13 protein-coding genes are annotated in these 12,209 nt (G+C 64.0%); 9 read left to right on the top strand and 4 right to left on the bottom strand.

The annotated features are described in order from the left end of the window. Positions 1-45: 45 nt before the first annotated feature. The 3 genes from V2I30_RS03220 to V2I30_RS03210 all read right to left on the bottom strand — a co-directional run bounded on the left by V2I30_RS03220 (position 46) and on the right by V2I30_RS03210 (position 1,370). Entirely contained in the window at positions 46-594 is a 549-nt protein-coding gene (locus V2I30_RS03220) for a DUF4402 domain-containing protein (protein ID WP_330660625.1), read from the bottom strand. 111 nt (positions 595-705) lie between these two features. Then, positions 706-966, bottom strand: a complete 261-nt coding sequence (locus V2I30_RS03215) for a zinc-finger domain-containing protein (RefSeq protein ID WP_330660624.1) — start codon at positions 964-966, stop codon at positions 706-708. A gap of 83 nt (positions 967-1,049) precedes the next feature. Further along, on the bottom strand, positions 1,050-1,370 hold the full coding sequence (locus V2I30_RS03210) for a DUF4402 domain-containing protein (RefSeq protein ID WP_330660623.1): 321 nt from the start codon (positions 1,368-1,370) through the stop codon (positions 1,050-1,052). Between the two features lie 158 nt (positions 1,371-1,528). Here V2I30_RS03210 and V2I30_RS03205 point away from each other — a divergent pair, with 158 nt between their 5' ends. From V2I30_RS03205 to V2I30_RS03165, 9 genes are all read left to right on the top strand, one after another. Next, positions 1,529-2,479, top strand: coding sequence for an ABC transporter ATP-binding protein (locus V2I30_RS03205; RefSeq protein ID WP_330660622.1), 951 nt, complete (start codon positions 1,529-1,531; stop codon positions 2,477-2,479). Positions 2,480-2,651: 172 nt separating this feature from the next. Further along, on the top strand, positions 2,652-4,268 hold the full coding sequence (gene nadB / locus V2I30_RS03200) for an L-aspartate oxidase (protein WP_330660621.1): 1,617 nt from the start codon (positions 2,652-2,654) through the stop codon (positions 4,266-4,268). 188 nt (positions 4,269-4,456) lie between these two features. Next, complete coding sequence (locus V2I30_RS03195; RefSeq protein WP_330660620.1) at positions 4,457-5,398, top strand: TraB/GumN family protein; 942 nt, start codon at positions 4,457-4,459, stop codon at positions 5,396-5,398. A gap of 338 nt (positions 5,399-5,736) precedes the next feature. Further along, positions 5,737-6,267 carry a hypothetical protein gene (locus tag V2I30_RS03190; RefSeq protein ID WP_330660619.1) on the top strand — a complete coding sequence of 177 codons (531 nt, stop codon included), beginning with the start codon at positions 5,737-5,739 and terminating at the stop codon, positions 6,265-6,267. A gap of 155 nt (positions 6,268-6,422) precedes the next feature. Beyond that, positions 6,423-7,334 carry an alpha/beta fold hydrolase gene (locus tag V2I30_RS03185; protein WP_330660618.1) on the top strand — a complete coding sequence of 304 codons (912 nt, stop codon included), beginning with the start codon at positions 6,423-6,425 and terminating at the stop codon, positions 7,332-7,334. A 276-nt stretch (positions 7,335-7,610) separates the two neighbouring features. After that, positions 7,611-7,886: a hypothetical protein gene (locus V2I30_RS03180; RefSeq protein ID WP_330660617.1), complete on the top strand. Its 276-nt coding sequence runs from the start codon at positions 7,611-7,613 to the stop codon at positions 7,884-7,886. A gap of 596 nt (positions 7,887-8,482) precedes the next feature. Beyond that, complete coding sequence (locus tag V2I30_RS03175; protein ID WP_330660687.1) at positions 8,483-10,498, top strand: ribonucleoside-diphosphate reductase subunit alpha; 2,016 nt, start codon at positions 8,483-8,485, stop codon at positions 10,496-10,498. Positions 10,499-11,118: 620 nt separating this feature from the next. Then, positions 11,119-11,478 (top strand): PilZ domain-containing protein, encoded by a 360-nt coding sequence (locus V2I30_RS03170; RefSeq protein WP_330660616.1) that lies wholly within the window; start codon positions 11,119-11,121, stop codon positions 11,476-11,478. A gap of 76 nt (positions 11,479-11,554) precedes the next feature. Then, positions 11,555-11,740 (top strand): hypothetical protein, encoded by a 186-nt coding sequence (locus tag V2I30_RS03165; protein ID WP_330660615.1) that lies wholly within the window; start codon positions 11,555-11,557, stop codon positions 11,738-11,740. Positions 11,741-11,773: 33 nt separating this feature from the next. Here the strand turns inward: V2I30_RS03165 and V2I30_RS03160 are convergent, their stop codons facing one another. Further along, entirely contained in the window at positions 11,774-12,100 is a 327-nt protein-coding gene (locus tag V2I30_RS03160) for a hypothetical protein (protein WP_330660614.1), read from the bottom strand. Positions 12,101-12,209 lie beyond the last annotated feature (109 nt).

Genomic DNA, 12,209 nt, shown 5'->3' with positions numbered 1-12,209 from the left:
TAGTGGCCCCGCCTGAACCTGCGGTGAGCAGCCCGGCGCGTGCCCCTACTGGTATTCGAGCGTGACGGTGAACTCGCCCGAATAGACGCCCGGCGCCTGGTCGGAGGCGACCTGCAGCCGTCCGGCCATGGTGAAGGAGAAATAGCCGTCCGGGTTAATGATGCGAAACCGGCGGGGACGCGTGCTGATGACGATCGGCGGCTGGCTGCCGATCAGGATCTGGTCCATCAGCATCGTCTCGGTCCCGCCTTCGCGCCGCAGCGTATAGGAGTTGGCATCGACATTGATGAGCACGCGCTGGTTGAAGGTGCCATAGCCCCAGAAACGGGCCGGGTTCTGCGTTCCGGCGACCTGGATCACGCCGCCCGTCGTGGTCACCGCCCCGGTCGAATCCATCACCACCGTCCCGTCGGTGTTGCCCGGAATAATCTGTCCGAAGTCGAGATCGCTTTCCTTGACGAAGCTCAAGGGCGTGACGAGGAAAGCGCGCGAGGGTGCCTGCTCCGTCGGTTGCGCCCGAACGGCGCCCGGCGCGAGCGCCAGGGCCCATACCGCAAGCAGCACGAAAGCCAATCGGATCGAAATTTGCACCATGCGCCAACCCCCTGGTCTTGCCGCGAACCGGGGCTTTACGCATGCAGTCGTTAACGATCGTTTTAAACCGCGGCGCGACGCGAGCGTGCAGGATGGTCGGCCGGTCCGCCGCTAGCGATGACCCGGATCGCCGCCTTCGGAAATGTCGGGCAGGCTCGCCTGATCGACGCCGTCTGCCGGACCACCTTCGAGCACGAAGCGCCGATCGCAATAGCCGCAATCGACATAGCCGTGTTCGTCGATCTCGAGATAGATGCGCGGATGGCCGAGCGCGGCGGGCCGATAGTTCTTGCCACCGCGAATGTCGCTCGCGCCATCGCAGCTGACGCGGCGCGTGGTGACCTTGATCACTTCGGGCGGAGGCACGTTCATCACGCGCGAGCGATTACGCGCCGATCCCGGCCAAGGCAAGCGCGCTCTCGAGACCGTGAAGTCGGGAACGTGAGCCGCAATCCCTACTGACAGTCGAGCCCGATCTCGAAGGCACCTGAATAGGTGCCGGGGGCCTGATCCTCGCCGACATTGAGGGTGCCGCCGACCCGGAACTCGAACGCGCTGCCGGTCGCCTCGCAGCGCGGCGATGGCGAGGGGGCCAGCATCAGTGTTCCCGCGCCGGTCACCGCGATAGTGCCGAAATCGAGGGCGCTGGTCTTGGTGACCGACAGCTGATCGAGCAGCGTCCCGCTGGCATCGGCGTTGTCTGCGCTCTGTGCCTGCGTCGCCACGGGGAGGCTTATCGCCGCGCCTGCGATAATGAGCCATCTCGCGAGTGCCATGGTTACCTGCCGTGGTGAAGCCTCGTTCAACGTGCCGGCCATGAGCTAAGCGAAAGGTCTGATCGGGTGGTTAACCTTTCAGGAGGTCCGCGGGGGGGATGGCCGTAAACATTGCCCCTCTTGTGTCATGACGCGCGGCCTCTAAAGCCGGGTGTAACATGAGCCCGCCCGCCATCCGCATCGACAATCTGGTCAAACGCTACGCGCCCCCGCCCCGCGCGAAGGGGGAGGAGGCCGAGGGCAAGCTCGCGCTCAAGGGCGTGAGCTTCGACGTGCCCGAAGGCTCGATCTTCGGGCTGCTCGGCCCCAACGGGGCGGGTAAATCGACGCTGATCAACATCCTGGCCGGCCTCGTCAACAAGACCTCGGGCGCTTGCGAAATCTGGGGTTTCGACATCGACGAACAGCGCCGCAATGCCAGCCGCGCGATCGGCATCGTGCCGCAGGAAATCGTCTTCGACCCCTTCTTCACGCCCTACGAAGTGCTCGAGAACCAGGGCGGCTTCTACGGGATTCCGGCGAGCGACAGGCGCAGCGAGGCGCTGCTTGAAGCGGTGCGGCTTTCCGACAAGCGCGACGCCTATGCGCGCACCTTGTCCGGCGGCATGAAGCGGCGCCTGCTGGTCGCCAAGGCGATGGTGCATTCGCCCCCGATCCTGGTGCTGGACGAGCCGACCGCGGGGGTGGATGTGGAGCTGCGCCGCCAGCTCTGGGAGCTTGTCGCCCGGATGAACCGCGAAGGCGTCACCGTGGTGCTGACGACGCATTATCTCGAGGAGGCCGAGGAATTGTGCGACGAGATCGCTATCATCAATCACGGCGAATTGATCGCGCACAAGCCGACGCGCGACCTCGTCGACATGGCGCGCGAGAAGATCGTCGCGGTCTCGGTGGCCTCGCAGCTATCCGCCCCGCCCCGACACGACGCCTTCCGTAAAGTCGAACTGACCGGCGAAAGCTCGATCGAGATCACCTACGACAAGGACGAGGTGAGCGCCGGCCAGGTGCTCGCGATCCTGCAGAGCCAGGGCATGACGATCGAGGACGTCACCACGCGCGAGGCGGATCTGGAGGACGTTTTCGTCCAACTGACGGGGACGGGGGCATAAGAGAATAAGGCTAGCAATATCGGTGCGATGTTCCTGCCCATCACCGTCGTCATTGCGGGCGATGCGAGGTTCGTCACTTCGCCACTAAAGCGAGCGCGACCACTGATGGTTGAAGCGCTGCGTTTGCGCCGGGCTTGCCAGTTGCAGGCAGGCACGCCATGGCGCTGCGCTTATGCCCAAATCCTGCGCCGTCCCGCCAGCCGCCATCGCCACTGCGCATGACATCATCGTCATCGGATCGGGCGCCGCCGGGCTTACCGCCGCGCTCGAACTCGCGGTCTCGAAGAAGGTGCTGGTGCTCGCCAAGGGCACGCTTACGGGCGGGTCGACCGCGTGGGCGCAGGGCGGGATCGCGGCGGTGCTGGATGCCGGCGACACGTTCGAGCATCACGTGCGCGACACGATGGTGGCCGGCGCCGGGCTGAACGACCGCGAGGCGGTGGAATTCGTGATCGAGCGCGCGCCGGAATCGATCGATCGGCTGGTCGAACTCGGCGTGCCTTTCAACGAAGATGCCGACTCCCTTCATCTCACCCGCGAGGGCGGGCATTCGCATCGCCGGATCGTCCATGTCGATGATGCGACCGGTTGGGCGGTGCAATCCGCGCTGCTCGAGGCTGCGCAGGCGAACGAGAACATCACGCTATTGCCGGGCCGGACCTGCATCGACTTCATCACCGATCGCCACCGCGAGCAGTTTTCCGCTGCCGGCCATATCTGGGGCGTCTACGCGCTCGACGAGGAAAGCGGCCGGGTCGAGCGTCATATCGCCCGTGCCACCATCCTGGCCGCGGGCGGTGCGGGCCGCGTCTACCAGTTTTCGACCGCGCCGCGCGGCGCGACCGGCGATGGCATCGCCATGGCCTGGCGTGCCGGCGCGCGCGTCTCCAACATGGAGATGATGCAGTTCCATCCGACCTGCCTCTACAATCTAGAGGTCAAAAACTTCCTCATTACAGAGGCCGTGCGCGGCGAGGGCGGCCATCTGAAACACCCGGAAACCGGGCACCGCTTCATGGCGGATTACGATGCCGAGCGCATGGAGCTCGCCCCGCGCGACGTGGTGGCGCGCGCAATCGACGATCAGATCAAGCGGTTCGGGCTCGACTATGTCCATCTGGATATCAGTCACCGGCCCGCCGATTTCGTGACGGGCCATTTTCCGACGATCCACGAAAAACTGCTCGGTCTCGGTATCGACATGACGCGCGAGCCGATCCCGGTCGTGCCCGCGCAGCATTATACCTGCGGCGGCGTGGTAGTGGACCTTGCCGCGCGCACCGACTTGCCGGGCTTGTGGGCGGCGGGCGAATGCACCGAGAGCGGCCTTCACGGCGCCAATCGCCTCGCCTCCAATTCCCTCCTCGAATGTTTCGTCTTCGGCGAAGCGGCGGCGCGCGACATCCTCGCGCGCTGGGACGAACTCGCTGCGCCCCCCGCCATCCTCCCCTGGGATGAAAGCCGCGTTTCCGACAGCGACGAACAGGTCGTCATCAAGCAGAACTGGACCGAGATCCGCCGCTTCATGTGGAACTATGTCGGCATCGTGCGCACCACCAAGCGCCTCGAACGCGCGCTCCACCGGATCGACCTGCTGAAACGCGAGATCGAGGATTATTACGGCAGCTTCGTCGTCACCACGGACCTCATCGAATTGCGCAATCTGCTGCAATCGGCGGAGCTGATCGTAAAGAGCGCGCTCGCCCGCAAGGAGAGCCGGGGCCTGCATTACACGCTCGACTATCCCGACACGCTGGAGGTGGCGAAGGATACTGTGCTGGTGCCGTAAGCGCGCCAAGTCATCCCCGCGAACGCGGGGACCCAGGGGAGAGGTAGCGCTTAGCCGCCCTAGGCTCCCGCGTTCGCGGGAATGACAATTATCGATGTGTGAGCGAAACCTTCTACATGCGCAAACGAAGGCTCACCCCGCGCCGATCGTTCACAGACCGTGCAGTCAACCCGCGATAGGACCGAAAGATGCGCATCGCCCTCATTCCCGCAATCTGCGGGCTCGCCCTGTCTTCGCCCGCATTCGCGCAGGACACGCCGCCGAGCGAGAACGCCATCGTCGTCACCGCCCAGCGGTCGGGCGCGCCGATGTGGACGATCGACACAGCCTCGGGCACCGTCATTCTCGTGGGCGAGCTGCGTGCGGTGCCCGAGGCGACGCCGTGGTTTCCGGACCGGCTGGAGGAAGCCACTGCCGAGGCCGACCGCGTCATCCTGCGCGCGCGACCAAAGGTCTCGCCGGGCGACGTTCTGCGGCTGATCTTCCGCGGCGGACGTTTCACCAAACTGCCGGGCAAGAGCGTCGCGGGCGATTATCTCGACGCCGATCAGCGCGCGCGGCTGGCCGCGCTCGAGGCGCAATACGACATCGATTACGATCGCCGATCCTTCCTGATGACCGGCTTCGATCTGCTCGCCCGGCGGCTCGATTTCGACGACGACACGCTCGACGATGCGACCGAAGTGGTCGAGAAGGCCGCCGAAGATGCCGATGTGCGGATCGTCCGGCCCGAAAGGTTTCGCGGCGAGGACCTGCTCGACAATCTCGCCGATGCGCCCGCGGTTAGCCATATCCCCTGCCTCGAGGCGGCAATGAGCGCGACCGAGGCGGGAGCGTCGATTATCCGCGCGCGCGGCGACGCTTGGCGCAGCTTCGACATTCCCGCGGTGATGAACAACCCGCTCGAGATTGCGCTCGGCCGTTGCTGGCCCTGGGCGGACCCGGAATTGGGCGAGGAGATCAGGCAGGTCTGGACCGGGATGATCGTCGATGCCGCGCGGCAGAACGGCGTGACGGTCGCGGTGGTGCCGCTGCGGGTGCTGGCCGAAGAGGGCGGCGTGCTCGATATGCTCGAAGGCGAGGGGCTTCCGATCGGCGGCCCCGACTGGCGGGGTTCGCCCGCCTCCTGACGGCGGGCGAAGCTGACACCGCATACTCGCCTCTCTCCGCTGAATGAAGGCAGATCGCGCAACGACGCTCATCGGCTTCGGTTGGTTGTTTATCTATCCCGATCGCCTTCTTGACGATAGGATAGGTCGTTTATCGAGCTTGCTTTGAAATATTCTGTCATTCGCGCGAGAAGGGAACCGTCGCCGGGGGTGGGAGCCAACGCGACCCTCAAATCCTTCCCCCGGCGGCGGATCGACTGAACGATGCCGATGTTGCCGCGCGTATGGACTGATACCACGACCGCTCGCATTCTTCCGGCCGATCATCTTTGCCAATCGGAACCGAGAGGATGATCACCATGCTTTATTCCCAGCCCCTTCTACGCACGCCCCTGCGCGCCGCCCTGCCACTGGCGCCCGCTCTGACGCTCGCTCTTGCGCTGCCGCTGACCCCGGCAAATGCCAGCGAGCGCGCGGACGATATCGTCGTCACCTCGACCGAGAAGATGACCGCCTGGCAGGAAAGGGCCACCCGCAAGCTCAATCGCGCGCTCGAAGTCGAACCGCGCATGCGCCATACCAATCCGGGACCGGGCCTCGTCCAGCTGACCTTCGAAATGAATGCGCGCGGGCGGCCGGGCAACATCGAGGTGCTGTCGAACTCCGCCGACTGGACGGCGCTCAGAGCGGCGCGCTTCGCGGTGCGCAAACTGGGCGATCTCAGCGACGTGCCGGTCCGCAATGCGCACAAGGCGCGGTTCATCGCGAACCTCATCTTCGCCGACAATCCTGCGCAATATGAGGTGCTCGTCGCCCAGCTTCGCAAATCGGAAGCCGCGCGGCTCGCCGCGGGACGGGACGAAGGCGACGTGATCGTCCTGGGTGGGTGACGGCCCGCGCGGGGGGCGGGGCGGGGGCAGCTCCCCGTCCACCTGCCGCCCGGCCCCCAACTGCGGCTTGATCTCGCCAGGCAAACCCGCTTTGGTTCCGACCGAACCATCGAAGCGGGCCACCGCCGCGCTCGCCATTTTGCCGGAGCGCCCGCATGCCGCATATCGAAGCCAACGATCTGGAGCTATTCTACGAGGAACAGGGCGATCGCGATGGCGAGCCGATGCTGCTCGTCATGGGGCTCGGCGCGCAGATGACGCTGTGGCCGGACGAATTCGTCGAGGCGCTGGTCGGCCACGGCTTTCGCGTCATCCGGTTCGACAATCGCGATATCGGCCTGTCGCAGAAGATGGAGGGCGCCAAGGCGCCGCGCCCGGTCTTGCAGGTGCTGCGAAAGCGCGTCGGCTTCCCCGCCTCGGTCCCCTATACGCTGAAGGACATGGCCGACGATGCCGCCGGCCTGCTCGACGCGCTCGGTATCGACAGGGCGCATGTGGTGGGCGCGTCGATGGGCGGCATGATCGCGCAGCTGATGGCGATCCATCACGGCGATCGGCTGCTCTCGCTCACGTCGATCATGTCGACCACCGGCCATGCCAAGCTGCCGCAGGCGGAAAAGAGCGCGATCGACGCGCTGACCAAGCCGCTGCCTTCGCTCGAGGAGGAGGCGGTGGTCGAACACGGGCTCAACATCGCGCGCAATATCGGCAGTCCGGGCTATCCTTTCGACCATGAGCGCCAGCGCGAGCGCACGCTGACGAATGTGCGCCGCAGCGTCTATCCACCCGGCCTGCCGCGCCAGCTCGCCGCGATCATCGACGATGGCGACCGGCGCGAACGGCTGGCCAAGGTATCGGTGCCGACGCTGGTGCTGCACGGCGAGGACGATCCACTGGTGAAGCTCGAGGCGGGCGAGGACACCGCGAAGCACATTCCGGGCGCGAAGCTGGTCACCTATCCCGGCTGGGGCCACGATCTGCCGCCCGAACTGATCGAGCCGCTGGCGAGCGAGATCGCGCAGCACGCGAAATCGGCAAAGGCGACGGCGAGCAGCGAGGCGGACTGACGCAGGTTATCGGCGGAGCGCAGAAAGCGAAAGTGAGGAGCGCGTCGGGAGTAAAAAAGCTCAGAGGTTGGAAAGGGCGCAGCAGCCCGAAACAGATGCCGATAGCGGCTAGCGCCAAGCCCCAAACGTGCGCGCGCCACTTCGATTGTGGCGAAAATAGGAACGCCGCTTGGATTGGATTGTTAATGCTGTAGAAAGCCGATTGCTTTGCGCGGCCGCGATATGGGTTGGCCGAGCAGAGCGAAGCATAATCCTCCTATATGCCGGAGATACACGATGAAACTGACTGCACTTGCCGCTCTGCCCGCCATTGCCCTGCTCGCTGCCTGCGGTCCCGATTCCGCGACCGAGGAAACCGGCGACGCCCTCGAAGAACGCGCCGACATGATCGAGGAGTCGAGCGATGATCGCGCCGATATGCTCGAGGACCAGGCCGACAACGCCATGACCGAAGCGGGCGAGGAACGGCTCGATGAGCGTGCCGACGCCGTCGAGGAGATGGGCGAGGAACGCGCCGACGCAGTGAACGAGGTCGCCGACGAAATGGAATAAGCCGGTAGCGCCAATGCGTTCCATGAAGGCCCCGCTGCGTGCGGGGCCTTTTTCGTTCGGGGCTCGGCCGTAACGCAAAGTTATTGCGTTTCCCGGTTCGATCGATCCATCGCTGGATTCGATTGATTCAATCACCATATTTTTCTTCACAGATTCACTTTGGGGCTTGCGCGCTGGACGACTCAAGCTCGGTCCACGCGTCGCGGCGTTGCAATCGCCTAACACACCATGCCCGCACGCCTGATAAGGGTTAATCAGGCGTTGACCCTACCTCCGCGCTGATTCATCATCTGGTGGTTCGGTTCGCACAGGACCCCCAAACACTGGTAGTTTTTCGTGAAGGCCGCCCCATGAAACTGGACAGGGGCGAACGGGCGGGGAGTCGCTGGAGGGGGTGCGAAACGGGCGCAGGTTTGGTGCGGCGGCGCTTTCGGAAAAGGCCATCAGATGGGCCGATACCGGGGACAGGACGGTGCACAGGCTGTCGATGAAGTGGGCTGGAACAGAATCGGAACAAAGCGGCTTTTGCGTTATAGGTGGTCAGATGTGGATCGGCGGCGTTCCGATTCGAAGAAAAGGGTGAAGTGGGGCGAATGATGGAATTCAAGGCGAGCGACGACGTGGCAAGCGATGGCGACACGGGCGAGGTTCGAGACGCCCCGACGAAGCAGGAAAAGGCCGTGACGATGGACAAGGCAGATGTGGGAAGCGACGCGTTGGTGGCGGCCAAAGGCGCCGAGGCGCTGGGCAAGGCCATGGCGGCTGCCGGAAGCGAGAAGGCGGAAGGCAGCAAGAAGGTGAACCCGCGCCGCTTCGACATCGTCGTCGACGAAGCGCGCGATGCAAACCTCACCGAATTCGGCAAGGAAACGCTGACCGATCGCTACCTGCTGCCCGGCGAGACATATCAGGATCTCTTTGCGCGCGTTGCGGATGCCTATGCCGACGATGCCGAGCATGCACAGCGTCTCTACGACTACATCTCGAACCTGTGGTTCATGCCCGCCACCCCGGTGCTGTCTAATGGCGGCACGTCGCGGGGCCTGCCGATCTCCTGCTACCTCAACTCGGTTTCCGACAGCCTCGACGGGATCGTGGGCACCTGGAACGAGAATGTCTGGCTCGCTTCCAAGGGCGGCGGCATCGGCACCTATTGGGGCAATGTCCGCGGCATCGGCGAACCGGTCGGCCTCAACGGCAAGACCAGCGGCATCATCCCCTTCGTGCGGGTGATGGATTCGCTCACGCTCGCGATCTCGCAAGGCTCGCTGCGGCGCGGCTCGGCGGCATGCTACCTTGACGTCAGCCACCCGGAGATCGAGGAATTTCTTGAAATCCGCAAACCCTCGGGCGACTTCAACCGCAAGGCGCTGAACCTCCATCACGGCGTGCTGCTGACCGACGAATTCATGGAAGCCGTGCGCGACGGGGCCGAATTCGAACTCAAATCGCCGAAGACGGGCGAGGTTCGCAGCACCGTCGATGCGCGTTCGCTGTTCCAGAAGCTGGTCGAAACCCGGCTCGCAACCGGCGAGCCCTATATCGTCTTCAACGACACGGTGAACCGCATGATGCCCAAGCATCACCGCGAGCTGGGTCTCAAGGTCTCGACCTCGAACCTGTGCAGCGAAATCACGCTGCCGACCGGCATCGACCATCTCGGCAACGATCGCACGGCGGTGTGCTGCCTCTCCTCGCTCAACCTCGAAAAGTGGGAAGAGTGGTCGACCGACAAGCAGTTCATCGAAGACGTCATGCGCTTCCTCGACAACGTCCTGCAGGACTATATCGACCGCGCGCCCGACGAGATGGCGCGCGCCAAGTACTCCGCAGAGCGCGAGCGTTCGGTCGGCCTTGGCGTCATGGGCTTCCACTCCTTCCTGCAGTCGAAGGGGCTGGGCTTCGAAAGCGCGATGGCGAAAGCGCTGAACCTCAAGATGTTCAAGCATATCCAGGCCAAGGCATCCGAAGCCTCGATGCTGCTTGCCCAGGAGCGCGGGCCGTGTCCCGACGCGGCCGAAATGGGCGCCATGGAGCGTTTCTCCTGCAAGATGGCGATCGCGCCGACCGCGTCGATCAGCATTATCTGCGGCGGGACCAGCGCCTGCATCGAGCCGATCCCGGCCAACATCTACACCCACAAGACTTTGTCGGGCAGCTTCATCGTGAAGAACCCGTATCTGGAAAAGCTGCTCGACAAGAAGAGCAAGAACTCGACCAATGTCTGGAACTCGATCCTGGAAAAGGGCGGCAGCGTCCAGCACCTCGATTTCCTCACCACCGAGGAAAAGGCAAGCTTCAAGACCAGCTTCGAGATCGACCAGCGCTGGCTGCTCGAATTCGCCGCCGACCGCGCGCCGTATATCGATCAGGCGCAGTCGCTGAACCTGTTCATCCCTGCCGATGTCGACAAGTGGGATCTGATGATGCTGCACTTCCAGGCGTGGGAGAAGGGCATCAAGTCGCTCTATTACCTGCGCTCGAAATCGGTCCAGCGCGCAGGCTTTGCCGGCGGCGTCGAAGCGGACAATACCGGCGAAGCGGCTAAGATCGAGCTCAGCGCAGCCGCTGGCGAGCAGACCGATTACGAGGAATGTCTGAGCTGTCAGTAGGAGAAGAAATCAATCGAGTTTCCGGTCCAGTAATCCGGAAAAATAGTGGCCCGGACCAGTTTGCGGCTGGTTCCGGGCCTCGATCGTCCATCGAAGGGATGGCAGACCGTTCAAGTGCCTTTGAATCTAAGTCACGTCTGACGTCAATCCCTTCAGCAATGTATGAAAGGTTTTCAGATGTCAGTTGTGTATTGGTTAGGACAGAGCGGCCTCCGTCATTCGTTCGAAGTGCATCCCCTTGGAACGATGTTTAACCCCACGGCCGGTGTGTATGTGTTCTGCCGTTCTGATGGCTTCAGATACGAAGCTATCTATGTGGGCGAAACCGACAGTTTCGCTGACCGCTTAAATTCCTTCAGCGTTAGTCATCACGCTTGGCCACGCATTGCAATTTACGGTCCCACTCACATCGCCGCGTTGGTCACTGGAGGAGCGGATCGACGAACTAGGTTGGCGATTGAGACTGACCTTCGACATGGCGTTAGACCGCCCGCGAACCTGCAGGCTGCATAGTCTTGTTTGAGGCCCCCACATGGCAGAGCGCCATGCGGGGGCTCTTACGTATCGGCGCGGCGCCCAGATCCACCCCCCTTTAACCAACATTCATTAAGTCGGCACGCATGCGTACCCGCCAGACCATGCGCAAGACGATCAACCTGCCCGGACATTATCTCGCCGATCTGGGCGAGCCGCGCGATGTCGTCTTGCGCGATCTTTCGGTGGGCGGCTGCCGGTTCGATTGTGGCGGGCGGCGCTTTGCGCTGGGGGCGCCGATCCAGATCTTCGTCGCCGGCACCGGCCCACACCGCGCGATCGTCAAATGGGTGTCGGACGGCGAGGTCGGTATCGGCTTTCAGGCACCGCTCAGCGAGGCGCAATTCGACGCATTCCAAGCAAGCCACGTGCCCGATCCCGTCATCGCGGCGCGCCGCATGGTTTTCGATGACATCAGCGACATGAAACCGCAGCGCTTCTGCTGAGCCGCCCGGCGAAGCCCACTCGCGCACAGCCCAGATTTATGGCATCCTCCCGGTTCAGACGAAGGAATGCGGGATCATGGCAAGCGAAATCTGGGTCGGCATTATCGGGACGATCGTCCTCTTGGGCTTCATCCTCAACGGCATCCGCCTGACGCGCGGACCCGAGGGGCACGCGGCGAATGCCGGGCGACTGCATATGGTCGTCGGACTGCTCGCGCTGCCCTTCATGTGGATGGCCGTGATCGCAGCGGCGGGTATGTAGCGCGTACGAAACCGTCGCCGGCAGTGCCGGCGATTAGCTATCCGAGCGTCGGTCTGGATCGCGCGAGGTGTCGCTCAGCCGCGTCTGGCTCACCGCGCCGCTGGGCGATCCGGTGGCAAGGTCCGCGCCGCCCGTGGTGCCATGCGCGGCATCGGCCCGCGTCGTGTCGGCCGGCACCTCTCTCGTGCGGCCATGTTCTTCCACATCCGGCTCCACGTCGTCGCGGCGTTCGGCCTCGGCCCGCGCCTCTCCTTCGCGCGGACCGGTGCGCGGCGGCTCGATCGTGTTGTTCTTGCGCGTCAGCGTCACGTTGCGGCTGTCGCCATCGGGGTAGGGGCCTTTGAGCGGATTGTCGCCCATGATCTGTCTCCTGATTGTGCATGTCGGCGCGGGGGGAAGGGGGGTGCGCCTGTCACCTGACCAACCCAGAGACCACGCCGCCGGTTCCGAGCCCGGCCCGCCCCATCCA

It is taken from the genome of Erythrobacter sp., assembly GCF_036351135.1.
GTDB lineage: Bacteria > Pseudomonadota > Alphaproteobacteria > Sphingomonadales > Sphingomonadaceae > Erythrobacter.
Note: the sequence above shows the minus strand (reverse complement) of the source record. Positions and strands in the feature narration are given on the sequence as shown.

Bases quoted from the DNA above. Each gene is read 5' to 3' on its own strand.
- V2I30_RS03220 (WP_330660625.1), bottom strand. From the start codon at position 594: ATGGTGCAAATTTCGATCCGATTGGCTTTCGTGCTGCTTGCGGTATGG.
- V2I30_RS03215 (WP_330660624.1), bottom strand. From the start codon at position 966: ATGAACGTGCCTCCGCCCGAAGTGATCAAGGTCACCACGCGCCGCGTC.
- V2I30_RS03210 (WP_330660623.1), bottom strand. From the start codon at position 1,370: ATGGCACTCGCGAGATGGCTCATTATCGCAGGCGCGGCGATAAGCCTC.
- V2I30_RS03205 (WP_330660622.1), top strand. From the start codon at position 1,529: ATGAGCCCGCCCGCCATCCGCATCGACAATCTGGTCAAACGCTACGCG.
- nadB (WP_330660621.1), top strand. From the start codon at position 2,652: ATGCCCAAATCCTGCGCCGTCCCGCCAGCCGCCATCGCCACTGCGCAT.
- V2I30_RS03195 (WP_330660620.1), top strand. From the start codon at position 4,457: ATGCGCATCGCCCTCATTCCCGCAATCTGCGGGCTCGCCCTGTCTTCG.
- V2I30_RS03190 (WP_330660619.1), top strand. From the start codon at position 5,737: ATGCTTTATTCCCAGCCCCTTCTACGCACGCCCCTGCGCGCCGCCCTG.
- V2I30_RS03185 (WP_330660618.1), top strand. From the start codon at position 6,423: ATGCCGCATATCGAAGCCAACGATCTGGAGCTATTCTACGAGGAACAG.
- V2I30_RS03180 (WP_330660617.1), top strand. From the start codon at position 7,611: ATGAAACTGACTGCACTTGCCGCTCTGCCCGCCATTGCCCTGCTCGCT.
- V2I30_RS03175 (WP_330660687.1), top strand. From the start codon at position 8,483: ATGGAATTCAAGGCGAGCGACGACGTGGCAAGCGATGGCGACACGGGC.
- V2I30_RS03170 (WP_330660616.1), top strand. From the start codon at position 11,119: ATGCGTACCCGCCAGACCATGCGCAAGACGATCAACCTGCCCGGACAT.
- V2I30_RS03165 (WP_330660615.1), top strand. From the start codon at position 11,555: ATGGCAAGCGAAATCTGGGTCGGCATTATCGGGACGATCGTCCTCTTG.
- V2I30_RS03160 (WP_330660614.1), bottom strand. From the start codon at position 12,100: ATGGGCGACAATCCGCTCAAAGGCCCCTACCCCGATGGCGACAGCCGC.